25 protein-coding genes and 1 tRNA gene are annotated in these 24,084 nt (G+C 58.6%); 15 read left to right on the plus strand and 11 right to left on the minus strand.

What is annotated here, in order from left to right:
* Positions 1-19 precede the first annotated feature (19 nt).
* A complete protein-coding gene (locus tag P0D52_RS06210; RefSeq protein WP_394694558.1) occupies positions 20-508 on the minus strand; it encodes an outer membrane protein assembly factor BamE in 489 nt (162 codons plus the stop codon).
* Between the two features lie 98 nt (positions 509-606).
* Between P0D52_RS06210 and P0D52_RS06215 the strand changes: the two genes are divergently transcribed.
* From P0D52_RS06215 to P0D52_RS06245, 7 genes are all read left to right on the plus strand, one after another.
* Positions 607-1,134: a ubiquinol-cytochrome C chaperone family protein gene (locus P0D52_RS06215; RefSeq protein ID WP_394694559.1), complete on the plus strand. Its 528-nt coding sequence runs from the start codon at positions 607-609 to the stop codon at positions 1,132-1,134.
* A 108-nt stretch (positions 1,135-1,242) separates the two neighbouring features.
* On the plus strand, positions 1,243-2,304 hold the full coding sequence (gene plsX, locus P0D52_RS06220) for a phosphate acyltransferase PlsX (RefSeq protein WP_394694560.1): 1,062 nt from the start codon (positions 1,243-1,245) through the stop codon (positions 2,302-2,304).
* Positions 2,301-3,263, plus strand: a complete 963-nt coding sequence (locus P0D52_RS06225; protein ID WP_394694561.1) for a beta-ketoacyl-ACP synthase III — start codon at positions 2,301-2,303, stop codon at positions 3,261-3,263. Before plsX ends, P0D52_RS06225 begins: the two co-directional genes overlap by 4 nt.
* Before the next feature lie 75 nt (positions 3,264-3,338).
* Positions 3,339-3,644, plus strand: a complete 306-nt coding sequence (locus P0D52_RS06230) for an integration host factor subunit alpha (protein WP_187167424.1) — start codon at positions 3,339-3,341, stop codon at positions 3,642-3,644.
* A 4-nt stretch (positions 3,645-3,648) separates the two neighbouring features.
* Positions 3,649-4,086, plus strand: a complete 438-nt coding sequence (locus P0D52_RS06235; RefSeq protein ID WP_394694562.1) for a MerR family transcriptional regulator — start codon at positions 3,649-3,651, stop codon at positions 4,084-4,086.
* Between the two features lie 84 nt (positions 4,087-4,170).
* Positions 4,171-4,248, plus strand: a tRNA-Pro gene (locus P0D52_RS06240).
* 72 nt (positions 4,249-4,320) lie between these two features.
* A complete protein-coding gene (locus P0D52_RS06245) occupies positions 4,321-7,146 on the plus strand; it encodes a reprolysin-like metallopeptidase (protein ID WP_394694563.1) in 2,826 nt (941 codons plus the stop codon).
* On the opposite strand, the gene P0D52_RS06250 is transcribed toward P0D52_RS06245, so the two are convergent.
* From P0D52_RS06250 to P0D52_RS06260, 3 genes are all read right to left on the minus strand, one after another.
* Positions 7,143-7,631, minus strand: a complete 489-nt coding sequence (locus P0D52_RS06250) for a paraquat-inducible protein A (protein WP_394694564.1) — start codon at positions 7,629-7,631, stop codon at positions 7,143-7,145. The genes P0D52_RS06245 and P0D52_RS06250 overlap by 4 nt on opposite strands.
* Before the next feature lie 114 nt (positions 7,632-7,745).
* Positions 7,746-8,870 carry an acyl-CoA dehydrogenase family protein gene (locus P0D52_RS06255; protein ID WP_394694565.1) on the minus strand — a complete coding sequence of 375 codons (1,125 nt, stop codon included), beginning with the start codon at positions 8,868-8,870 and terminating at the stop codon, positions 7,746-7,748.
* 14 nt (positions 8,871-8,884) lie between these two features.
* Complete coding sequence (locus P0D52_RS06260) at positions 8,885-10,066, minus strand: acyl-CoA dehydrogenase family protein (RefSeq protein ID WP_394694566.1); 1,182 nt, start codon at positions 10,064-10,066, stop codon at positions 8,885-8,887.
* Between the two features lie 144 nt (positions 10,067-10,210).
* Between P0D52_RS06260 and P0D52_RS06265 the strand changes: the two genes are divergently transcribed.
* The gene (locus P0D52_RS06265) at positions 10,211-11,233 is read left to right on the plus strand and encodes a COX15/CtaA family protein (protein ID WP_394694567.1); all 1,023 of its coding nucleotides are present in this window, start codon (positions 10,211-10,213) and stop codon (positions 11,231-11,233) included.
* Here the strand turns inward: P0D52_RS06265 and P0D52_RS06270 are convergent.
* Complete coding sequence (locus P0D52_RS06270) at positions 11,230-12,327, minus strand: hypothetical protein (RefSeq protein ID WP_394694818.1); 1,098 nt, start codon at positions 12,325-12,327, stop codon at positions 11,230-11,232. The two genes, P0D52_RS06265 and P0D52_RS06270, sit on opposite strands and share 4 nt — an antisense overlap.
* The gene (locus tag P0D52_RS06275) at positions 12,231-13,619 is read right to left on the minus strand and encodes an alkaline phosphatase PhoX (RefSeq protein ID WP_394694568.1); all 1,389 of its coding nucleotides are present in this window, start codon (positions 13,617-13,619) and stop codon (positions 12,231-12,233) included. The genes P0D52_RS06270 and P0D52_RS06275 overlap by 97 nt, the downstream gene beginning before the upstream one ends.
* A gap of 216 nt (positions 13,620-13,835) precedes the next feature.
* Between P0D52_RS06275 and rplM the strand changes: the two genes are divergently transcribed.
* Entirely contained in the window at positions 13,836-14,300 is a 465-nt protein-coding gene (gene rplM, locus P0D52_RS06280; protein WP_394694569.1) for a 50S ribosomal protein L13, read from the plus strand.
* Positions 14,301-14,304: 4 nt separating this feature from the next.
* Positions 14,305-14,802: a 30S ribosomal protein S9 gene (gene rpsI, locus P0D52_RS06285; protein ID WP_394694570.1), complete on the plus strand. Its 498-nt coding sequence runs from the start codon at positions 14,305-14,307 to the stop codon at positions 14,800-14,802.
* Positions 14,803-14,822: 20 nt separating this feature from the next.
* Here rpsI and P0D52_RS06290 read toward each other — a convergent pair whose 3' ends face one another.
* Positions 14,823-15,740: a LysR family transcriptional regulator gene (locus P0D52_RS06290; RefSeq protein WP_394694571.1), complete on the minus strand. Its 918-nt coding sequence runs from the start codon at positions 15,738-15,740 to the stop codon at positions 14,823-14,825.
* 115 nt (positions 15,741-15,855) lie between these two features.
* Between P0D52_RS06290 and P0D52_RS06295 the strand changes: the two genes are divergently transcribed.
* The 3 genes from P0D52_RS06295 (at position 15,856) to P0D52_RS06305 (ending at position 18,981) form a co-directional block, all read left to right on the plus strand.
* Positions 15,856-16,491, plus strand: a complete 636-nt coding sequence (locus tag P0D52_RS06295) for a class I SAM-dependent methyltransferase (RefSeq protein ID WP_394694572.1) — start codon at positions 15,856-15,858, stop codon at positions 16,489-16,491.
* 15 nt (positions 16,492-16,506) lie between these two features.
* Positions 16,507-18,375, plus strand: coding sequence for an ABC transporter transmembrane domain-containing protein (locus P0D52_RS06300; RefSeq protein ID WP_394694573.1), 1,869 nt, complete (start codon positions 16,507-16,509; stop codon positions 18,373-18,375).
* 129 nt (positions 18,376-18,504) lie between these two features.
* On the plus strand, positions 18,505-18,981 hold the full coding sequence (locus tag P0D52_RS06305) for a hypothetical protein (RefSeq protein ID WP_394694574.1): 477 nt from the start codon (positions 18,505-18,507) through the stop codon (positions 18,979-18,981).
* 48 nt (positions 18,982-19,029) lie between these two features.
* Here P0D52_RS06305 and P0D52_RS06310 read toward each other — a convergent pair whose 3' ends face one another.
* The 4 genes from P0D52_RS06310 to phaC form a co-directional block, all read right to left on the minus strand.
* Positions 19,030-19,950, minus strand: a complete 921-nt coding sequence (locus tag P0D52_RS06310) for a LysR family transcriptional regulator (protein ID WP_394694575.1) — start codon at positions 19,948-19,950, stop codon at positions 19,030-19,032.
* Positions 19,951-20,110: 160 nt separating this feature from the next.
* A complete protein-coding gene (locus P0D52_RS06315) occupies positions 20,111-20,314 on the minus strand; it encodes a hypothetical protein (RefSeq protein WP_394694576.1) in 204 nt (67 codons plus the stop codon).
* Between the two features lie 97 nt (positions 20,315-20,411).
* Positions 20,412-20,753, minus strand: a complete 342-nt coding sequence (locus P0D52_RS06320) for a hypothetical protein (RefSeq protein ID WP_394694577.1) — start codon at positions 20,751-20,753, stop codon at positions 20,412-20,414.
* Entirely contained in the window at positions 20,753-22,684 is a 1,932-nt protein-coding gene (gene phaC / locus P0D52_RS06325) for a class I poly(R)-hydroxyalkanoic acid synthase (protein ID WP_394694578.1), read from the minus strand. The genes P0D52_RS06320 and phaC overlap by 1 nt, the downstream gene beginning before the upstream one ends.
* Positions 22,685-22,778: 94 nt before the next feature.
* Here phaC and P0D52_RS06330 point away from each other — a divergent pair, with 94 nt between their 5' ends.
* The gene (locus P0D52_RS06330) at positions 22,779-23,102 is read left to right on the plus strand and encodes a hypothetical protein (RefSeq protein WP_394694579.1); all 324 of its coding nucleotides are present in this window, start codon (positions 22,779-22,781) and stop codon (positions 23,100-23,102) included.
* Positions 23,103-23,125: 23 nt separating this feature from the next.
* Positions 23,126-24,079 (plus strand): class II fructose-bisphosphatase, encoded by a 954-nt coding sequence (gene glpX, locus P0D52_RS06335; RefSeq protein WP_394694580.1) that lies wholly within the window; start codon positions 23,126-23,128, stop codon positions 24,077-24,079.
* The last annotated feature ends 5 nt before the right edge of the window (positions 24,080-24,084 follow it).

Raw genomic sequence — 24,084 nt, forward strand, 5'->3', positions numbered from 1 at the left:
GCTTGCGTGTACGAAGCGGTTACTGGTCGCGGCGTGGACCGCCTGCGCCGCCCGGCAGGTTCTGCTCGCCACCGAACTGCTCGGTCGGCAGGCTGCCGATATTGCCGAACAATTGTTCCCAGACATTCATTTCGCGGCCTGGCGTCGGGGTTTCGCGATCGACGAGTGCAACGCGGCGCCCATCCTCAAGGCCATATTCATCGACCGAGGAGACCACGCCGGACTCATCAAACTGGACTTCGACAATCCGGCGATAGCTGGTCTGCGGGCGCTGATAGGCCAGCGATTCCCGCGTGTCGGACATGTAATACCAGGTCGTTGATTCAAATACGCCCTGCGTCGACGGACTGCCGAGGCGTTCAAGGACGCTGGCCTGGTTGTCCTCGCCCGGTACGATTTCCGGCACTTCGCCGTTGACGTAAACAAAGCCGTGATTCCGGAGGACAGGTGTACAACCGGCAGCTAATACGGATCCGGCTGCAACAGCCAATAGCAATGCGCGCTTCATGGACTAAACCCTAACTCCCGGTTCTGGATACTATGCCGCGTTGACCTAGCTGAGGCTGATCATAGCTTCAAGTCCCAACAAGAGGGAGTGTTCATCACATGTTGTCGTTCTTGAAGGCCCGGCGTCAGTCCAGAGCGCAGATACAGGCGCTCTATGACCGCATTGTTGTCACGGCCCGTCAGCCGGATTTCTATGCAGTTGGCGGCGTGCCGGATACACCAGAGGGACGTTTCGAACTGATCGCGCTTCACGTCATCCTGACGATCAGCCGTCTCAATGCCGAAGGCGAAGCGGGGCGCGCGGCCGGGCAGGCCCTGTTTGATCACTTTTTCAAGGATATGGACTATGCGATGCGCGAAATGGGCATCGGCGATACGACCATCGGAAAGAAGATCCGGGCCATGGCAGAAGTCTTCTACGGACGGTTCAAGAGCTATGCCGAAGCGTCGGACTCCGCCGATAGATCGGCGCTGGCTGACGCGATTGGGCGCAATCTCCTCGGAGATGCGAGTCATGAACAGGCCGGGCGCTTTGCAGATTATTTCCAAAGCAGTGCCGAATTGCTTGCTGCACAGTCTTTGCTGAGTAGCGAATCCAGTGGCGAATTGCGGTTTGCCGACTTCTGACCGCTGCCCTCGGCCCGTTCAGGCGTCTTGCATCGCTTCGGGCTTTGGATATGGTCGCGGCGGTTCAATAAATGCGCCGGATGCGTCCTGCGCCAGCTCCGCTAAGGTATGACCCAGACCGCACCGATAATATCCGTTGATGCCATGGGGGCCGATAACGGCCCGTCCGTCGCGGTCGAAGGAATCAGCCATATTCTGACGCGTCTGCCGGAGACGCCTGCGCGCTTTCTCGTCCATGGCGACGAAGCCCAGCTCGCGCCATTGATCGCCGCCGCGTCGCCGCTTGCTCGTGAGCGGATCACCCTGCAACACACCGATTCGGAAGTTCGCATGACGGACAAGCCGAGCGAAGCGGTGCGCCGCTCGCGTGGCTCATCCATGTGGAATGCTCTGGCCGCCGTGAAGAATGGTGAGGCCGATGTAGTTGTGTCAGCCGGAAATACCGGTGCGCTCATGGCGATTTCGAAAGTCGTGCTGCGGATGAAAAAGGGCGTGCATCGCCCGGCTATCTCAGCCAGCTGGCCAACGCCGCGCGGCCACACCGTCGTTCTGGATGTGGGCGCGAATGTCGAATGCGGACCGAAGCAATTGGTCGAGTTTGCCATTATGGGCGAGGCGTTTCACAGGGCCGTTCATGGCTCGACTCATCCGACGGTCGGCTTGCTGAATGTGGGCCAGGAAGAGCTCAAGGGAAATGACACTGTTCGCGCGGCAGATCGTCTGATCCGCGATGCGAAGATCGATTTCAAATATCACGGCTTTGTCGAAGGCGATGATATCTCGCTTGGTCTGACTGATGTCGTGGTCACCGACGGCTTTACCGGAAATATCGCGCTGAAAACGGCGGAAGGTACGGTGAAACTGGTGGCGCACTGGATGCGGGAATCCTTCACCAGCTCGCTGACGGCCAAGATCGGTGCGTTCTTTCTAAACATGGGCGGCCTGGATCACTTGCGGGCAAAGTTGGATCCGCGTTCGATCAATGGCGGCGTCTTGCTGGGCCTCAACGGCATGGTCGTCAAAAGCCATGGCGGAACCGACGGGGAGGGCTTTGCCACGGCTCTCGGCCTCGGCATTGATATTGCCGGAAGTCATTTCCTCACGGAAATCGAAGCCAATCTGGAACGCCTCACCCGCGCCGAAGAAGCCAAAAGCGAAACGGACTCTTGACCCAATTGATTTCACGCGTGGCCGGGCAGGGGAGCTATCTGCCTGAACGTATATTGACGAATGCGGAAATCGCGACCTTTGTCGATACGGATGATGAGTGGATCCGTGCGCGGACAGGCATCGCCGAGCGCCATATAGCCGCAGAGGGCGAAACCACATCGGACCTCGGCTACATGGCGGCACTTGCAGCGCTTGAAGATGCCGGTCTGACGCCGGATGATATTGACCTGATTATCGTCGCGACAACGACGGCTGATCTGATTTTTCCGTCTACTGCCGCCCTGATCCAGGCCCGGCTGGGCATCCGGCATGGCGCTGCGTTTGACATTCAGGCTGTTTGTTCCGGTTTTATCTACGCGCTGGCGGTGACGGACGGGTTGTTGAAAGGCGGTGTCTTTCAGCGTGCGCTTGTGATCGGAGCCGAAACCATGTCGCGCATCCTCAACTGGGAGGATCGCACAACCTGTGTTCTTTTCGGCGACGGCGCGGGTGCCTGGGTGCTGGAGCGGTCAGAGGGCGAGAAGGGTATTATTGGCTACGATCTGAGATGCGAGGGACGGTATACCGACCTGCTCAAGACGACCGGCGGTGTTTCGTCAACGCAATCATCCGGGCTTTTGACAATGGAAGGGCCCGCCGTGTTCAAGCACGCGGTTCTGAAAATTTCCAATTCGATGGAAAGGCTGATCGAACGCGAAAATGTTGCGATCGAGGATATTGACTGGTTTGTGCCGCACCAGGCCAATCAGAGAATTCTGGAAGGTGTGGCAGACAAGCTGGGCATTTCAAGGGACAAGGTGATTTCAACCGTCGCAAAACACGGGAATACGTCAGCGGCTTCGGTACCACTGGCCTTTTCACAAGCGGTGGATGATGGGCGCATCAAGCCTGGAGACCTTTGTCTGCTTGAAGCTTTGGGTGGCGGGTTGACGTGGGGGTCAGCTTTGGTGCGATTATAGCCCAAATGGGTGGCTAACACGTTGACGAGGCTGGCCTGTTGGGACTAGCCTGTCTTCTTCCAGTGGGGGAATAGAATGTCCGGTAAAACCGTAACGCGAGCAGACCTTGCCGATGCAGTCCATCAGAACATTGGTTTGTCGCGTCAGGAATCATCTGATCTCGTTCAATCTGTGCTCGGAATGGTTTCGGATTCGCTGGCAAATGGCGACTCCGTGAAGCTCTCTTCATTCGGGTCTTTTTTGCTGAGAGACAAGAGCGGCCGGGTTGGCCGCAATCCGAAAACAGGCGAAGAAGTGCCGATTGATCCACGCCGTGTTCTGACCTTCAAGCCGTCACAGGTTTTGAAGGAAAAAGTCGACGCAGGTCATTCGAAAGGCTGAACAAGTGACGGAAAAAGCGCCAGACGCTTACCGCACGATCAGCGAGGCGGCAGAAGAGCTTGACCTTCCGGCGCATGTTTTGCGGTTCTGGGAGAGCCGGTTTGCACAGATCAAACCTGTAAAGCGGGCCGGGGGACGCCGGTTGTACCGTCCGGGTGATCTGCAACTGCTTCGGGGTATCCGCACTCTGCTTTACGATCAGGGCTACACCATAAAGGGGGCCCAGAAGTTTTTGCGCGAACATGGCGTCGCTGCTGTATCGTCACTGGCCGATAGCGCAGCTAATTCCACCGAGCCTGCCATTCATAGTCCTTTGGCAGATCGGTATATTCCCGTCGCGCGCCAGGCCTCGGCAAGTGGAGGATTGGTACCCATCATTGCCAAGCTGGAAACGGCCAAGGCGAAAATTGACAATGCGCTATCGGAGCGGTCATCCAACTAACTTATCCGGTTGCCGAGCCCGCTTGTCGCTCCTATAAGACCCGTCCCCTACAGCCGTCATTGGCGGTTGTTCTCAAGTAAGGTTCGGAACGTGGCGCAGCCCGGTTAGCGCACTGGTCTGGGGGACCAGGGGTCGCGAGTTCGAATCTCGCCGTTCCGACCATTTCCCTACTCTCTTTATGGTTGGCGATCGCGCTTCTTTGAGTCATGCTTTTCCCAAGCACAGGAGTGATTTATGCGTTTGTTTTTGTCCGGATTGTTGTTGTCGGTTTCACCCGCTGCCTTGGCTCAGGATTTTGCAGCATGGGAGCTCGATCAGCCAGCGGCAGCCGAGATTTCTGGCGTGTCGGAGACGGGACAGCCGGACCTGGCCGCAAATCCTGTTTGGGATGTGCGGATTGCCTCCGGGTTGACTACCATGATGACGGGCGAAGCACTTCGGGTTCCGATGCCGGATGGGCAAGCCTTCACGGGACAGGTTTCGATCAATCGCCCGACGGCCTCGGGTGGCCGTCATCTTCAGATTGAATTTGATCAGCCCGGACAAGGCGTTCTGATCCATGTCGGGCTGAATGCGATATACGGGCGTATCTGGACGGCTGATGGTGAGTTCGTGATTGAGCCCGGTCCAAGCGGTGGCTCAATCATGCGAACAGCTCCGGAAGAGCCGCTGTTCGAGGATGGAATCGCCGATGAAAGGATCCATGCCTTTTCCGATATCGCGGAATCTGAAGTAGACGGCGTACAGGCCGGAGCCGACACGCTAGATTTTCTCTATTTTTATGATGCTGACATGATCACGACGCATGGATGGGGCCTGCCCGACCTTGCTGCCACCGACATCGGCAATCTGCAGACTGCTCTGACGACATCCGGCGTGCCCCTGTTTTCGGATCTGACACAGCTGCAATTCATGGACGTCGCTCAGAATTATCCCAGTGATGACCTGTTGAACGATGCAGGCGGTCGCAATGGCATTTTTACGGACCTGCAGGCCCGCGTGGATGCGCTCGGGATTGATGTGATTTCGCTCAACCGGGTGTATGATTCAGACCGGGAAAACTTCTGCGGCTTGGGATTTGTTCATGATCCAACATCGGATTTCACCGGCCGGTCGCACATCAATGTCTGTCATAACGGTTTAACGCTGGCGCACGAGACCGGCCACAATATGGGACTTGCGCACGGCCTGGAGACAGATGGCACATCCGGCCGGCCAGTCGATTGGGCACGGGGCTTCCGGATTGATAGTGCAAATGCTGATGGCGGTATTTTCACGTCGGTCATGGCGTATGGCAGCGGGCGGGTGCCGCAATTTTCCGATCCGACAATTCGATGCCCGGAGCGCGGCAGCGTTTGCGGCATTCCGCTGGATCCTGCCGATAACAGCGTGGGCTCCTATGCCGCGGAAGCGTTACGGCGATACGCGGTCGGTTTCCCGGCCCAAGCGGTGCCAAACCGGCGTTTGCGCTCTTCTGTGCTTCCGACCAGTCGTTTTGTGACAACGGGATCTGCCGCAACGGCCTTCATGACCGTGATCAATCCCAATCAGGTTGAGGGCACGAACTGCATTATCGAGCATCACGGACCCAATCGGGAAAGCTTCAGTTTTCAGCCGACCGACCCGGCCACGAATGCGCTTGTCGGAACGGCGGATCTGCCGGTGAATATTCCGGCGGGTGGTGCGCAGACATTCCTGATATCGCTCACGCCCGCGACCGACGTTTCTGGCGTCCGCTTTGCGCCCTATGCCTCCTGCGACAACATCCCGATGGCGGAAGTGTCGCCGGGTCTGAATACGGTGGATCTTGGAGCCGATGCGGCCGGCGGACCGGATATCATCGCTCTGAGTGCGACGATTGGAAACAACGGTATTGTGGATGTCCCGGATGGACGGCGCGGTGTGTTTTCGGTGGCGACCATCAACCTTGGCGGCGCTGGCGACGTCCTGGTGAGCGCCCGGTCGCTTGATCCGGATTTGCCGGCAACCGGACAGGTTTGCCAGACGGATTCAGCAGGGGCTTGCCTCGCGCCACCTGCGGACAGTCTGACCCTGAATATCGGGCCGAATGAAACGCCGACATTCGGGGTGTTTGTCCGAACGACTTATGCCACACCTTTCAGTGCGCGGCAGCGTTTCCAGTTCCAGACACAGGTTGGTGGCGTTATTCGCGGTTCCACATCCGTTGCCGTGCGGGATGCCGCAACGATCCTGCCGCCGACTGCTTCGGCGCATGCCTTTTCTGTTACAGCTTTTGGTTCTCAGACCGGCGCTCTGGCCAGTTATGCTACTGGCTATTTTGACCGATTTGAAATCGTGACACAGCCCGCTCTGGGCAGTGTGGAACTGAATGGGAGCACGGGCAGCTATACCTACACTGCCGGTGCCCTGGGGGGCTCGGACAGCTTCACTTACCGCGTTGGCAATTCGAGCGGCTGGTCGCCGGCAATGGCGGCAACGGTGACGGTAAACGGCTTGCCGCTTCCGGTTGTCAGTACATTCACGATTCCGGATGATACGGACGGAACCTTTCAGGTGGATCTGGATGATCACGCCGATAGCAATATCGAAATTGATCGCTTTTTGCTGACGGCGCCGCCGACTGCTACGCATACTTTCGATCCGCTTAGCGGTGTTCTGAGTATCAATCTGCCGTCTGATCCTGGCTCGGTAACGTTTGAGTTTGCTGCGGAGAATCGGTCGGGGCAGGGAGCCGCCGCGTCCGGCGAAGTGGACGTCGTCGCCTATGACATTTGTGCGCCGGCGAATATCACACGATCGCGATTGCAAAGGCGCCTCGGCGAGATCGATGTAACGTCGTTCGGGTCGGTGAGCATGGGCGAGGCGGAAACGCTCGGGACCACGTTGTGCATGACAGAAACCGGTCGCGAACCGGGTCAGTTTATTCGCTTCCGGAATACAGATCGCCGTATTCAGGTTCTGATCGCTTTAAACGATACAGAATACGATATCTACATGGCGAATGATGGTGCGGCGAATTGGGAAGCCATTTTTTCCATGTGCAAGACCCCCGGCCAAACCCGAATGACGCCATGTTAAACGCGGCTTCTGGCATCTCGCAAAATCAGGCCGGATGAAATCATCAAGCCAAAAATCGCGGCTGTGAAGAAATAGAGGCCGGGCTGTTCGGTAATCCGGATGGCCCGGTCGCCTGAGAGGGCGAAGACGATCAGGCCGGCAATGAGTACATCCAGCATGGACCATTTGCCGAGCCGGTCGACCCAGACAAGGGCCGATTGGCCGTGGGCCCAACCGGCATTCACAGCGGCCAGATAGATCGCCTTGGCGATCGGAAACAGGATCGAGAAGATCAAAATAACCAGACCGAGAAGATAGTTCTCATTGTCCAGAAGCGCGCGCGTGACGTCGATCAGGGAGTGCGCATCTGAAAAGAAAACCATGCGCCGCGTTTCCAGCATCGGGGTCAATAGGCCGGCAGCCAGACAAACCGTTGACAAGAGGATCAGGAGCCGGGCGATGACGCCCCCACGTCCATGTGGGCGTGAAAGGGTTGCATTTGCCATAATTGTCTCCCCGGTGTTTCCCGTATCAGGCGTAACAATTGCGGCAGGACTAGGGCAAAAAAAACAGGGCCACTCCGGAAGAGTGGCCCCTTTTTTTTGATGCTGAGATTGACGTCAGATCCCGCTCATCTCGGCAACGCGGGCGGTGCACCAGGCCTCATCGCCGAGGAATTCGCCGGCGGCCTGGGCGCGTTTGTAAAAGAAGCCGATCTCGTATTCATCGGTCATGCCGATACCGCCATGCATCTGAATGGCTTCCGCCGCGGAGAGGCGTGAGACACGCGTTGCGCGGCCCTTGGCAGCGGCAATCCAGAACGGCGCCTGTGATGGCGATTCGTCCAGTTGACGAAGGGCCTTCACGACCAGGGATTCGGTCATTTCGACTTCCGTTAACAAGTCAGCAGCACGGTGCTGCAGGGACTGAAAAGAGCCGATTTTCTGACCGAACTGGTCCCGCTCCTTGATATAGTCGATCGTGCGCGAGAAGGCCTCGACCGCGACACCCAATTGCTCGGCCGCCAGACATGCGCGACCGGCATAGAGAACGGTATCCAGCAAAGCCGCTCCATCATCGGTTTCCGACAACAGAGCATCGCCATCCAGCTTCACGTCCTTGAAGTCGATATTTGCCGGTGCGTGGCTGTCGACCGAACGGCGGAGTGTCCGTTCAACGCCGTCGGCTTCGGGATCCACCAGAAAAAGACCGATGGAGTCATCGTCCATTCGGGCCGCGACAATCAACATGTCAGCCCCATTGCCGCAGGCCACGAAGCGTTTCTGGCCACTCAGGCGGAAGCCATTGCCGTCCTTCATGGCGCGGGTCTCGATATGCTTGGCGTCATGGCGTGCCTTCTCGTCGAAGGCGAGGGCGTAGACTTTTTCACCCGCGGCGATCTTCGGAAGATGCTCCGACTTCTGGGCCTCGGTGCCGCCATAGCGCAGCGCGGTTGCGCATAAAATGGAAGATGCCAGAAAGGGCGTGGCCGCGAGGGTCTTGCCCATCTCCTGCAGGACTATGCCGGCGGCCATATAGCCCATATCCACACCGCCATATTCCTCGGGGATAACGATGCCGTTCCAGCCCATATCGGCCATCTCCTTCCAGATGGCATGCCGGAAACCATCCTTGCAGCCTTCATCGCGCAGGCGGCGAAGCTCGGCAACGGGTGATTTTTCGGCCAGAAAAGCCTGCGCACTGTCGCGCAGCATCTGTTCTTCTTCGGATAATATATAGCTCATTCGATAATCTCCGATCAGCCGCCCGGTAGCTCAAGCACGCGCTTGGCCAGAATGTTCAACTGGATTTCAGACGTGCCGCCCTCGATGGAATTCGCGCGCGATCTCAGCCAGCTGCGCGCAGGATCACCGTCCTCCGGATTGTCGCCTTCCCAGAGAAGACCGTCAGATCCAAGGGCAGACATGTTGAGCTCATGCCGGCGCTTGTTCAGCTCGGTGCCGTAATATTTCAGCATCGAGGCTTTTGCGCCAACGCCCTGACCGCCATCGGCCTGGTCCTTGATCCGTTGCAGCGTGGTTTCAAACGCGAGGGCATCAATCGTCAGACGCGCAATATCAGCACGCAGGATCGGATCGGCGATACGGCCATCCTCGTCGACTTCGCCCGACAGACGCGCGGCAGACGCCGGATTCATCTGTGCTCCGCTGCCACCGCCGGCGATATTGGCCCGCTCGTGTGACAACAGGTATTTGGCAACATCCCAGCCACGGCCCGCCTCGTGGACGATATTTTCCTTCGGCACTTCAACGTCATCGAAGAAGGTTTCGCAGAAGGGTGATTTGCCGGAAATCAGCTTGATCGGTTTGGTGGATACGCCTTTCCAGGTCATGTCGATCAGCAGGAATGAGATGCCCAGATGCTTGGGTGCATCCGGCTCAGTCCGCACCAGCGCGAAAATCCAATCACATTCATCGGCATAGCTGGTCCACACCTTCTGGCCGTTGACCACCCAGTGATCGCCCTTGTCGTCCCCTTTGGTACGGAGGGCTGCCAGATCGGAGCCTGCGCCGGGTTCGGAATAGCCTTGGGCCCAGCGGATTTCGCCGCGCGTGATTTGCGGCAGATAGTGTTTCTTCTGTTCTTCCGTTCCGTATTTCAGGAGTGCCGGCCCCAGCATCCAGATGCCGAACGAAATCAGGGCAGGCCGGGCCTTGATGCGGCTCAATTCCTCTTTCAGGACTTCAGATTCTTCCTTGGAAAGACCGCCGCCGCCATACTCTTTTGGCCAGGTCGGGCAGGTCCAGCCCTTGGCTGCCATGCGTTCCAGCCAGACCTGCTGGTCGTCGCTGGAAAACTCGAAGCGCTTGCCGCCCCAGCAAATATCTTTTTCCGACTTTATCGGTGTGCGCATGGATTCAGGGCAATTGGCTTCAAGCCAGTCCCGTGTCTCGCTGCGGAAGGATTCCAGATTACTCATAATGCTCCCCATTTGGTCTCTTTGTCGGGTCAAAGACTAGCGCGAGAATCCCGCGAGGCGAGCCCAATTTCCACCTGTGACGAATGATCGCCGGGACTTGCCAAGGGGAAAAGCCCCGTTAAGTCGGGTGCCGGAGGAATTGCCATGCCTTTTGCCCGTCCCCAAACCAGCCAGTCGATTTTTATCTGGTTGTTGATTGTCGCCGCGATGGTGTCGGCCATGATTCTGATCGGTGGTGCGACGCGCCTGACCGATTCCGGACTGTCGATTACCGAATGGCGGCCGGTAACGGGCGCTGTGCCGCCGCTGACCGAAGCGGGCTGGCAGAGCGAGCTGGAACTCTATCGGTCGACCACCGAATACCAGTTGCAAAATCGCGGGATGAGCATGGAGGAGTTCCAGTTCATCTACTGGTGGGAATGGGGGCACCGGTTTCTCGGCCGGATGATCGGACTGGTGTTTGCCGTGCCGCTGATTTTTTTCTGGGCGCGCGGTATGGTTCCCGGGCGGCTCAAGGCTCCCCTTATTGTGCTGTTGCTTCTGGGTGGCCTGCAGGGCGCGATTGGCTGGTGGATGGTCTCCAGCGGTCTCGTGGACCGGCTTGATGTCAGTCAATACCGGCTGGCTACGCATCTCGGCATGGCTTTCGTTATTCTTGGCCTAACAATCTGGCTCGCGCTTGAGGCACGCTATGGCGTGAATTCCCGGAGCGCGGACCGAACGGCCCCATGGGCGGCCGGGTTCTGGGTTCTGGTCTTTTTGCAGGTGATCCTAGGGGCCTTTGTAGCCGGGCTGGATGCTGGCCGGATTTTCACGACATGGCCGCTGATGGAAGGCAGGTTGATCCCGGACGGGTATCTGGGCGGAATGGGCTGGTTGCAGGCCGCCTTTGAAAGCCGCCCGGCGGTTCAATTGCATCACAGATGGACGGCCTATCTGGTGACGCTTTGCGCGGTCCTTCTGTCCGTGGCGCTTTGGCGTAGCCGGGATTCGTCCTTGCGGGCAGGGGCCATCTGGGTCAGCGCTGCGACCGTGTTTCAGGTCGCGCTTGGCATTACAACGCTGGTCCACGCTGCCCCACTCAGCCTCTCATTGCTTCACCAGGCTGGCGCGATTGCGCTTTTCTCAATTGCCGCTGTCGTGACGTGGAAAACGCGGCGTATCTAGTCAACGACCGTTATGCCACGGGCGAAGGTTTCGCGGGCAACCAGGCGGACCCGCCCATCGGCTTCATCGACGACCGCGACAAGTCCGCTTTGATAAGCGGTCCCACCGTAGGATGATTCCGTGGTTGCAATTGCACCGGGCTGATCCACTCCGGCAATCGAGAAGCCGTCGCGAATGATGACATCGCCGATCAGCTCCAGCGTCCGGCCATCGCGAATTTCGAGCGTTGCCGCATTGCCATCCGACAAGATCAACACCGGGCGGCCAAAGAATTCACCGGCCGCAAGATCAACTGCCAAGCCATCCATTTGTTGTTCGACCGCTCCGTCTTCACTCAGCCGGAAAATGCCGCCTGCAGGCCCTGCGGCATAGACAAATCCGTTACCGGCCGTACAGGTGCGCACAGGCGAGGGCAGGTCAAAGCGGGCACGGCGGGTGGCACTGATCAGGTCGCCACCGGTATCGGAAACGCGCCAGATCTCTGCCGTCGTCCCGCGTGACAACACCATCAGATCGACAAAGCCGATCCCTTCTCCCAGGCCGCAGACCGCAGCGATATCCCCTTCCGGGCCAATGGGCTGGATCGGTGCCTCGACAAGCTCGGGGCCGTTGCGAAGCAGAACATAGGCCCGCACAAGATTGGTATCGCGGTCCGCGCCGAACAGGAGCGGCAAGGCTTCGCCCCGAAGCTGGAAGCCGGGAGCGGCGGCCAGCCCCCACAAACGTGGCCCGGTCATGCGATGAACCGACTGGCCTTCGATGTTGTAGAGATCGATGCCGCCTTCTCGCGGCGTCGTGGCCACCAGTCCGGTCCAGGCCGCATCGCCATCAGGCAAAAAGGTGACAGCGGCTGTGCCGTCACTGTCGACTGTATCAACAATGCCGGTTGAAACCAGCTGGAGATAATCATCGTCCTGGAGGCCGGGGCTTTGGTCTACGACCGTATCTGTATCGGAGGCGGGCTCGCAGGCGGCCAGCAATAATGCGCCGCCGGCAATCAGCCCAATTCGCGCCAGGGTCCGCGAATGGCGAAGGTGCGCGAAGGGCTCGACTGCACGTTGATGAAGAGAGTGCTTCCGTCCGGAGAAAAACATGGTCCACAAAACTCGCTGAATTGGCTGTTCTGGCTGAATGCGTTCCGGGCAATGGTATAGACACGACCTGCTGGCGTCACGCCGCGAATGTACTGCTCGCCGCTGCCATCCTCAGCGACGATCAAATCCCCCCATTGGGCGATCGTCAGATTATCGCATTTACCCATCACGTCCTCGCCCGGGCTTTCCAGAAAGAGCTCCAGCCGTGCAGGTTGGTCCGTTTCGTCTTGCTGGCCCTCGCGAGAAGACGGGACGTAGCGGAAAATCTGCCCGGTTCTGGCCGCGCCACCATCAGTGCAGGTAAAATAGAGCTCGTTCTCGCCAAACCAGATGCCTTCGCCGCGGGTGAAATGGGCGGCGCCCATCGCGATATGGCGCTCAGCCAGATCTTCATCCGGATTATGACCATCGATGACATCGATCCATTCTACCGGCAGGCTATCACCCGGGCGCAGGGAGGTCCGGTCCCAGTTGCGAGTGTCGAAACCGCTTTCATCTATAATTTTCAAGGCTTGCAGCCGCCCGCCTTCCGCCAGCTGTCCAGCGACATTGGGAATGAATCGGTAGAAACAGGCGATGTCGTATGCGTCCTCGGTCAGATAGACGATCCCGTTTGCCGGATGGACGGCGACCGCTTCATGGCGGAAACGGCCCATCGCCGTCAGCGGTACCGCCGAAACCAGTTCACGCGAGGCGGCGGGTACCTCAAAAACATAACCATGGTCGCGGGCAAGGTGTTCATCGCGGCGTTGTGTGGTCTCTTCGCAGGTCAGCCAGCTGCCCCAGGGTGTCGGGCCGCCGGCACAGTTATTATTCGTGCCGCCCAGCGACAGGAAATGATGCTTCAATTCGTATGTGACGGGGTCGAGCACCAGTGTTGTTGTCCCGCCGGGAAGGCCGGACAGATCTTCGGCACGATCATAAAGGCGGGTCTGGTCGATCTGGCGTATGCGCTCGCCGTCCGGCCCAAAAGGTGATTTTTCGAACTCGAACGGGTGAAGCTCATGATTGCGGACGAGGGTGAGGCCGTCCGGAGTCTCGAATGTGGCCATGCCATCGAAATCACCGGGCGTCAGCAGGCCATCATCCATTTCATCGCCCTCGGTCGATATCACCGAATAGGTGAAGCCAGGCGGCAGATCGAGCAGTCCGGCCGGGTCGGGCACGAGATTGACCGGCGCCATGTCAACGGCCAGGTTTGATGCTTTGGCGCAGCCTGTCAGAGAGGCGAGACCCGAAAATGCGGCGGTTGCCGCAGCGCTATTGCGGAGGAATTGTCGACGATTGAACATGATGCTGGCTTCCGTGATGTCGCGGATTGTCTAGCCAGATCGGCTTCAAGAGAAAAGGGGCTCACAAAAACTTCGTAATAACACGGTATTCAGATACCGTATTTGTAACGCATTGAAATTATTGACTTCTGAAATACATGTTGACGTAATTCGAACAGAAGCCTATTCCGCGCGCTTCATCAGACCGGCACTCGGTCGAAAGTTCGAGAGACTCATATGAAAACCTTTACCGCAAAGCCTGCGGAGGTGGAGAACAAGTGGATCGTCGTTGACGCTCAGGATGCCGTTGTTGGCCGCCTTGCAGCCTTCGTCGCCACCCGCCTGCGCGGCAAGCACCGCCCCGATTTCACGCCGCACGTTGATACGGGCGACCACGTGATCGTCATCAATGCCGACAAGATCCGTTTCACCGGCAAGAAAATGGATGACAAGCGTTATTACCGTCACACGGGTCACCCGGGCGGTATCAAGGAAACTTCGCCGGAGAAAATCCTCTCCAGCAAGCATCCGGAGCGTGTCGTCGAGCTCGCCGTGAAGCGCATGCTGCCGAAAGACAGCCCGCTCGCCCGTGGTCAGTTCTCGAAGCTGCGCGTTTATGCCGGCACCGAGCATCCGCATGAGGCTCAACAGCCTGAAGTGATCGACTTTGCGTCGATGAACACCAAGAACGTCCGGAGCTAAGCCCATGTCTGACAATGCCCGTTCCCTGGAAGACCTGAAGGATGCTCTGAAAGAATCAGATGCGCCTGTCGTCGCGGATGAAAAAGAAGCGCTTCCCGAGCCGAAGATCGACGCTCTTGGCCGTGCTTACGCCACTGGCAAGCGCAAGGACGCGGTCGCCCGCGTCTGGATCAAGCGCGGTTCCGGTAAAATCACCGTGAATGGCCGTGAGCAGGAAGTCTACTTCGCGCGCCCGGTTCTCCGGATGATGCTGCAACAGCCGTTTGAAGTGGCCGAGCGCAAGAATGAGTTCGACGTGATCTGTACCGTTAAAGGTGGTGGTCTGTCGGGTCAGGCTGGCGCGGTTCGTCACGGTATCTCGAAAGCCCTCAACCTGTATGAGCCGGCGCTTCGGGGTCCGCTCAAGGCTGCAGGCTTCCTGACGCGTGACAGCCGCGTGGTTGAACGCAAGAAGTATGGTCGCAAGAAAGCGCGCCGGAGCTTCCAGTTCTCCAAGCGCTAGTTCGACGCAAATACTGTGTATTACGGGCGGTCCTTCGGGCCGCCCGTTTTCGTTTGTACGAAATGCTCGGCGATTTCATCGAATACCAGCCGGACCCGGCCGCTGGTGTTCAGCTCGCTGTGCGTGGTTAGCCAGGTTGGCACATCGACAGAGAACTGCCCGGTCAGAATGGGGACCAGATCGTCAAAGTCGCGGCATATCCAGGACGGCAGAATGCTGATCCCGACGCCGGCGCGCACCATTTCCAGCATGATTTCGCCGCTGTTGGCAAAATAGCGGACATCGTGCCGGCAGATCGGGAGGCCACGCTCCGACAGTCCGGCTTCGACAATGTCGGGCTTGTTGAATCCGATAAAGGTGATGCCGGCAAGGTCGTCGAGATTTCGAGGTTCCTGGTTCTTGGCCAACCAGTCTCGGCTGACGAAAAGATACGCAGGCGACTCGTCCACGAGTTTGGCTATCAAGTCAGGATGGTCTGGCCGGCCATGGCGCAATGCGATATCCGCTTCGCGCTTGTTGAGGTCCTGGACATCATTCGAGGCAATGACCTCAATCTGGATTCCCGGCGCCGTGTCGCTGAGCTTCCGGATGACAGGGGGTAAACACATTGTTGCGGTGAAGCTGGTCGCTGTAATCGTCACTAGTCCTTCGGCGGCGAGCGACTGGCCCGATGCGGCGAGCGAGATCCGGGTTGCGGCTTCGGCCATGGTCCGGACATGATCGACCAGTTCGCGGCCGGCTGACGTCAGGATCATGGACCGCCGACCACGCTGGAATAGCGTAACGCCAAGGCGTTCCTCGAGAGCCGCAATCTGCCTGCTTAGCGTAGGCTGGGTCGACTCCAGCGCCCTTGCCGCGGCGGAGAATGAGCCCTCGTCAACGGTCGCGAGAAAAGCCCGGATCTGGTTCCAGTCAAAATTGATGCTCTGCCAGTTCATACGAAAATGTATATCTGACAGGCCGAAATGCGCAATTTATCCGCTGAATATGTATGCGTAAGACAGCGCCAATCTTTTCAACAGGGCTTTGCCCGCAAATTGATGATGACGTGCCATGACCAATGATCCGACGTTCTGGAACAATGCCGCCCGGAAATACGCCGCAAGCCCGGTGGGGAATGAAACGGCTTACCATCGAAAGCTGGCGATGACGCAGAAATTGTTTTCGCCGAATTCCCTCATCGCTGAATTTGGCTGCGGAACCGGAACGACCGCGCTTCATCACGCTCCACATGTGAATCATGTCTGGGCCACAGACGGTTCGGAGAAGATGATCGAGATTGCGTGGGACAAGGCACGCCAAGCGGGCATTGAAAATGTACTCTTTGAAGTGGCGGATATCGACGATTACCGGCCCGAACCGGGAAGGTATGACGTCGTCATGATGCACAGCCTCCTCCATCTTCTAAAAGACCGCCGAAGCGCAATTCGCAAGGCAGGTGTGATGTTGAAGCCTGGCGGATATTTCGTCACCAACACGGTTTGTCTTACGGGGCTATGGCGATTTATCTGGCCGGTAATCGGCTTCATGAGGCTTTTTGGTCAGGCTCCATTGCTGAAGTTTTTCTCAGGTGAAGCGCTGGCGCGCGATATCGAGGCCGCTGGCTTTGCAATCGAGGAATTCTGGAAGCCGGACAACGGTGTTGCGGTGTTTATTATCGCGCAAAAGCCCGCTAGTGCGGACACATGATCCGGGAGTCAGTGAATGTCCGCCAGTAATGCCGCCAGCCAGCAAGCCGACCGGGATCGCGGTTCCGGATTCGCCGCCGAGATGGAGCGGGATGCGGCCCACCGGGAGAAGGCGCGGAGCGCCAAGCCGCTGCGGCGTCTCATCCCCTATATCATGCGCTATCCGGCCTTGCTGGCGGCGTTCGCTGTGTTTCTGGTGCTTGCGTCCGGCCTGACGCTGATCTTGCCGGGTGCCTTCCGTCTGGTGGTCGATTGCGGATTCGGCGGGGCACCAAACTCAGACTTGTGCAGTGTCTTTTCGATCGGTCCGGATTTGTCCGGTTATTTTCTGGCGGGCATGGCGGTAGCCTTCTGTCTGGCGATTGCCAGCGCCTTCCGATTCTATTTCATCAGCCGTCTGGGCGAGCGTGTCGTGGCGGATCTGCGCCGCGCCGTCTTTGATCATCTTCTCACGCTCAGCCCGTCTTTCTATGTCGATACGCGGACGGGAGAGGTTCTCTCGCGCCTGACAACCGATACCACGCTGATCCAGACCGTGGTGGGTTCATCGGTCTCGGTGGCGCTCAGAACGGTCGCGACCACAGTCGGGGCCCTGGCGCTGATGGTCTTCGTCAACTGGCAACTGGCTTTGATGGTGCTCGCCCTTGGCCCGGTCATCCTTTTGCCGATCCTGTTGTTCGGCCGGCGGGTGCAGCGCTTGTCGCGCGAGTCTCAGGACGAGCTGGCCAATGCATCGGCGCGAGCCGGAGAGAGTTTGCAGGCGATTGAAACCGTACAAGCTTTCACGCGCGAGCCGGAAGAAAGCCACCGCTTTCGGGACGTTGTGGAATCGACTTTTGCAATCTCGCTCAAACGCATCGGTGTACGCGCTGCGATGACGGCGGTGATCTTCACGGTCATTCTGACCGGGCTGATCGCGGTGCTCTGGTTTGGTGCGGTGCAGGTGCAGGCCGAGGCCATCACGCCCGGCGCGATGACCCAGTTTGTCATGTATGCGTTTGTGGCCGTGAGCGGCGTTGGCATGCTGACGGAGACCTATGCGGAGGTCATGCGGGCAGCGGGTGCGACCGAGCGGCTGATGGAATTGCTCTCGGCGCGAACCGATATTTCGGCGCCGGCGGCACCAGTAGTTCTGCCAGCGCTTGTGCGAGGTGAATTGTCGTTCTCGGGCGTGACCTTTGCCTATCCGGCACGGCCGGAAGCGAATGCGCTGGATAATGTGAGTTTCGATATTCAGGCTGGCGAGACGGTCGCGTTGGTCGGGCCGTCCGGTGCCGGCAAGTCAACGATATTCCAGCTGCTCTTGCGATTATACGATCCGGCCAGCGGCGTGATCACGCTGGATGGCGTGAACGCCCGACAGGTTGAGCCGCAGGAGCTACGGCGTCAGCTGGCCGTCGTGCAGCAGAATGCGCCGCTCTTCAGCGGTTCGGTCGCCGAGAATATCCGTTTCGGACGGCCCGGTGCGAGTGATGAGGATGTGAAATCCGCCGCGATCGCGGCCAATGCCGATGATTTCATTATGGCACTCCCCGAAGGATACGACACCCAGCTTGGCGAGAGTGCGGGCACGCTGTCAGGCGGACAGCGCCAACGTATTGCCATCGCGCGTGCAGTCCTGCGTGACGCGCCGGTGCTTCTGCTGGATGAGGCGACCAGCGCGCTCGATCCGGAAAGCGAGCAGGTCATTCAGGCCGCGTTCGAGGCCGCCGCGAAAGACCGGACGACGCTGATCATCGCGCATCGTCTGGCAACCGTTCGCAACGCCGATCGCATTATCGTGCTGGAAGATGGCCGGGTAGCCGATCAGGGCACGCACGATGAATTGCTGGGGCGGGAAGGCGTTTACAAGCGTTATATCGAGTTGCAGTTCGGGCAGGCCTGACAGCGTTCCCAGCCGCGGATGTGTGGCCGCGGTTTGTGCATACATAATTGCATTATGAAGATACAAGCCGGGTAATTATATTCATTCGGGATCAGGTCTATCTGTCTCCTTGTTCGCAAGGAGGCGACTATGAAACTGATAAAATCTCTTCTCCCCATTCTGGCCGTGTTGACGGTTATGCCTGTTGTCGGTGCGCAGTCTTCTGATGCGCCTGAATTCGTGGTCCAGACCACAACGACCGGCATCATCCAGCTCTCTGCCCGAAAGTTTGAAAACGGTGAATACCGGCAGGCGGCCGGCATTGCTCTGCAGGCGACCGAGCGCGGGCTGACCAGTGGCCGCCGATCTGCGGCCTGGTCCAATCTGTGCGCGGCTCGTGCCATGCAGGTGCAATACGACGCTGCGATTGAGGCCTGCGAAACGGCCCTGGACGCCCGTGTGACTTGGCAAGCCAACAATAATTACGGCGCAGTGCTCTATCGCGCCGGCCGTTTGGCAGATTCAGAGCGGGCCTTTGCGGCGGCTTTCGAAATTGCGCCCGATGAAACCGTTATCGCGGAAAACCGCGCCCTTGTTTCTTCCCGGACGCTGGCCGCTGCCCAATAGGCAAGCCAGCATCTCAACTGGAAGGGCCGGCCCTGGACCGGCCCTTTTTTATGTCCCCGCGAAGACTGAAAAATCACCTTTGCGGAAATGGGCTGCATCACGTTTGAAGCTCTCGGCCAGGTGATCGACAACAAGGCGGTGTCGGCGGCTGCGCTTCACGCCATCATGCGCCACCAGAAACAATTCCTGTACGCTTTCGTGCTGCGGCAAAACCCGTTCCAGCGCCCCGCCGGACTGCCGCGCCAGCCGGTGCGATGTCATGCCGATGCCAAAGCCGGACTTCATGGCCTGCAAGTGACTGGTGGCACTATTGGCAATGACGGCGGCCTGTGCTGGCCGGATGACCTCACCGTCTTCGTTTTCCGGCCACCCGTCCGGTTCGATATAGCCCCAGTCGACCAACCGATGCGGTTTGAGATGATCGACACACCAGGGGCGACCAAAAGAGTCCAGATAGGCAGGGGAGGCATAGAGACCCCAGCCCACCGTGGCGGCTTTGCGCACAATCAGGCTCTGTTGTTCACCCGGTGACCGCCAGCGCAGGGCAATATCGGCTTCGCCAGCGGCCAGATTGGCCTTTTGCATGCCGAGATCTATCCGCAGAATCAGGCCGGGATGGCGATCGCGCAAAGGGGCCAGAACATGCGGCAGCCAGTCACCCCCGACGCCATCGCTGGCGGAAATCACGACCTCGCCGGTGATTTCATCCTCGCTTCGTGCAATGGCGCGTTCGATGGCGGCAGCGTCATCACGCATGCGCAGGGCGTGGCGTATTACGGCCTTGCCGGTTTCGGTTGGTCGGTTCTCGCCATCGCGGCGCTCGAAGAGCGGTTCGCCCAGACGCGATTCCAGTGCGCGAAGCCCGCGACTGATTGTTGGTTGGGAGACGTCGAGATGTTTGGCGGCTGCCGCATGGCTGCCCGATTCATGGATCGCCAAAGCGATCTGGTATTCGGCCCAGTTATTCATTCAAAATAGAATACGGATGTTATCTGCGGGCGCGAGTCATAGATGCATGACTAAGAAACAGTCGGGCCAGATGTTTGCCTTTGATAGATCATCCGCTTCATCTGGTTCTTGCCGTCATAGGGCGACATGGACATCAGATTTATACGGACGTCCGGACCGTTCATTCCCAGATTCGCCTGTTCTTCTGTTGGATGAGGCGACGAGCGTGCTGGATCCGGAAAGCGAGTAGGTCATTCAGTCCGCGTTCGAGGCCGCCGCGAAAGAACGGACCACACTGATCATCGCGCACTGGCTCGCGACGGTCCGCAATGCCGACCACATTATCGTGCTGGAGGATGGGCGGTTTGCCGATCAGGGCACGCATGACGAATTGCTGGGCCGGGAAGGCGTCTACAGGCGCTATATCGCGTTGCAGTTCGGGCAGGTCTGAGGTCAGGTGTCACCACTTTTTTGGCTGAGGTTTACTCGTCGCCCTGCCATATCATTTCGCGCCAAGCGGCCGGGGCCAGGTCGCTCGCCTTTTCATGAGCCAACGCGAGATACTCGGCCATATCGACATTCAGGGCGGTTTCGATCCAGTCATAAAAAGGATCAAAATCCCGATGCATATTGTCTATCCTGACAATGCCCTTGCGGGTTTTCAGCTCAAATACCCAATCGTGACCCATTTCGCCGCCGCCGCGCATGTGCACGGCGAGTAGATCGATTCCGTTCAGCGAGTTTTTCAGATCATCAGACGGTTGCAGGACAGGTGCGAAATCCTGACGCAATGATCCCAATCCCAGTGGAATGTGGACCAGCATCAGCTTCGAACCAGCACGTATTCTCCGGGGGCATCGCAGATGATGTCGAGATTGCCATCGCCGGGCCGGCGCGCGGGTACATCATCGCCGGAACGTTCATAGAGCCAGTCGCGCCATTCTTCCCACCAGGATCCCGGCACTTCTGTCGCGCCATCCAGCCATTCCTCGACCGTGTCGGGCAGGTCCTTGTTGACCCAGTGCTGATATTTGTTGGCGCCGGGGTGATTGATTACGCCGGCGATATGGCCTGAGCCTGCCAGCATATAGCGAACCGGTCCGCCAAAGAGTTTCGCGCCGCGATAGACGGACGGGTAGGGGGCGATATGGTCGTCCCGGCTTGCCTGCATGAAGATGGGTGTTTTGACCTTCGTCAGATCGAGTACCTTCCCGTCCATCTCGATCTCTTTTTTCGCAAGCCGGTTCTTGCGGTACATATTGTCGAGATACCAGAGATGCAGAGTCTGCGGCATGCGGGTCTGGTCCGCATTCCAGTACAGAAGGTCAAAAGCCTGCGGCTGGCGTCCCAGCAGATAGTTCGAGACGACGAATGACCAGACAAGATCGTTGGAGCGCAGAAGATTGAATGTGTCCGACATGGTGCGCCCGTCGAGTACGCCGCCTTGTGCTTCCATCAGGCGATTGATTTCGTTGAACCAGGCATCATCCACGAAAAGAAGCAGGTCTCCGGCGAGTTCAAAGTCGGTCTGGGCTGCAAAGAATGTCGCAGATGCGATCTTGTCGCTTTCACCACGCGCCTCGAGCAAGGCGAGGGCGGACGCCAGCATGGTGCCGCCAATGCAATATCCGACCGTGTTGACGCTGTCCTCGCCGGTCGCTTCCTTGACCTGATCGATCGCGACGAAAAGACCCTGTTCGATATAATCCTGGAAGGTCTTGCCTTTCAGTTCCGGGCCGGGATTGACCCAGGAAATGAGGAATACCGTGAAGCCCTGCTGGGTCAGCCAGCGCACCATGGAATTTTTCTGGCGCATATCCATGATGTAGAATTTGTTGATCCAGGGCGGCGCGATCAGCAGGGGCCGGGTCTTCACCGTCTCCGTGGTTGGCGCATACTGGATCAGCTCGAAAATCTCGTTGCGGAAGACGACTTTACCTTCCGTGGCCGCCAGATCCACGCCCACCCTGAAGCCGTCCATATCGGTCTGCGTCAGCGCCAGACGGCCGCCGCCCTTTTCCAGATCGCTGGCCAGATTGGCGAGCCCCCGGGTGAGGTTTTCGCCCTTGGACTGGACGGTTTCACGAATGACATCGGGATTGGTCAGGGCGAAATTGGTCGGAGCCAAGGCATCGACCATCTGCTTGGTCAGAAATTCGACCTTGCGCTTCACGGCTGGGTCGACGCCCTCAACCCCATGAACGAGCCCCATGAGGAAATTCTGGTTCAGCAAATAGGATTGCTTGATGGCATTGAAGACCGGATTTTCCGACCAGTCCTCACTGCGCCAGCGTTTGTCACCGGCGTCGGCCTTGACCGTTTCATGATCTCCACCGTCCACAAAGTGACGGGCTGTATTGCTCCACAGATCCAGATAGCCGGTCATCAGATTGGCTTGTGCATCCATCAGCTTTTGCGGGTCGGAGATGATTTTGGCCCAGACCTCGCCCAGTTCCGGCGTCGAGTTGATCGCCATCGTATCGGGCATTTCAACCTTGCCTTCCAATGCCTTGCGCATGGAATCGGACATCAGCTTCTGGCTTTTCAGCGCGGCCTGCATGAGGTTGCGGGACATATGGTCCAGCGCCTCGACATCCGCGGTGTTGAGCGTGCCAAACGGGTTGTCGGCCTGAGCTTTGCTGGCATCGAGCTTCGGAGTGGTTTCTGGCTTTCTTGCCGTTTGCGCTGCAGGCTTTTTCTTTGCCGCAGGCTTGCGGGGTTTTGGCTTGGCTCCGGTTTTCTTATCTTCGGCCATGAAAAGCGTCCCTTTAATCTGTGCACGGGCGGGTGACAGCGATCCCTGACAGCGTATAGATAGCCACAGCGGCGTCCAGCACCGGAGCACGGGTTTGAACCGAAAAATTCTCTTTCTTTGCCCCCTGGTTTTGGCGGCGTGCACGACGCCTGACCTGCCGGGCGGGTTCGAGGACGAGCAGAGCTGGTTCGATGCCCGCGTGGAAGAAGGCGCGAGCGCGGATAATGCACCAGTTGCCATTCCGGACAAATCGCCTTCCGTCAGTGCCGAGGAACTCAGCGAGTCGGCGCGTGAAGTCCTGGAAGCGCGGGATGCGGTCTCCTCGCAGGAACGCGCGACACGCCCACCCGTTAATGATACCGAGTCCTATGCCGAAGAAGCGCGTCAACGCGCTGAGCCGCCACCCCCGATCGACTGAATTATTCTCCGGAGCCTGAAAACATGAGCGACGCCCGAAATCTTGAACGCCTTGCGCTGGATGCTGTCAGCGCTGCCGAAGCTGCTGCAATTGCCGCCGCGACGCTTGTTGGACGCGGGGACAAGGAAGCCGCTGACCAGGCTGCGGTGGACGCCTTGCGCACGGGGCTCAATGCCATGGCCATGAAGGGCCGGATCGTGATTGGCGAGGGCGAGCGCGATGAAGCGCCCATGCTCTATATTGGCGAAGAAGTCGGTACCGGCGAAGGTCCGGAAATCGATATTGCGCTTGACCCGCTGGAAGGTACGTCCCTGACGGCCAAGGGCATGGCCAACGCTCTGGCGGTTGTCTCCTTTGCCCCGCGGGGCGGGCTGTTGTACGCGCCGGACACCTATATGGACAAGATCGCCGTCGGGCCCGGCCTGCCGGCGGGGGTGATTAATCTCGACCGGTCACCCTCTGACAACATCAAAGCCATTGCCAAAGCCAAGGGCGTGTCCACGGAAGAGATTTGCGTCTGCGTGCTGGAACGGGAACGCCATGAACATATTGTCGCCGACATCCGCTCTGTCGGGGCCCGCGTGATGATGATCCCGGATGGCGATGTGAACGGCGTGATTTCCACGACGATTCCCGAAACCGGCATTCACATGTATGTGGGTCAGGGCGGGGCGCCGGAAGGTGTGCTTGCGGCCACGGCCTTGAAATGTGTTGGCGGGCAGATGGAAGCGCGGCTTTTCTTCCGCAATGATGACGAGCGGGCACGCGCCGCCAAGACCGGCATTACGGACCTTGATCGCAAATACGACCTCAGCGAACTGGCATCTTCGGAATGCCTGTTTGTTGCGACGGGCGTGACGTCGGGTGACCTTGTTGATGGCGTGCGTCATAGCAATGGTCATGTCAGCACCGACACGCTGATCATGCAGTCGGCAGGGTCTATCGTGCGGCGTATCAAGACGACCCGTCCGGTATAGGCGGC

It is taken from the genome of Hyphobacterium sp., assembly GCF_043584775.1.
GTDB lineage: Bacteria > Pseudomonadota > Alphaproteobacteria > Caulobacterales > Maricaulaceae > Hyphobacterium.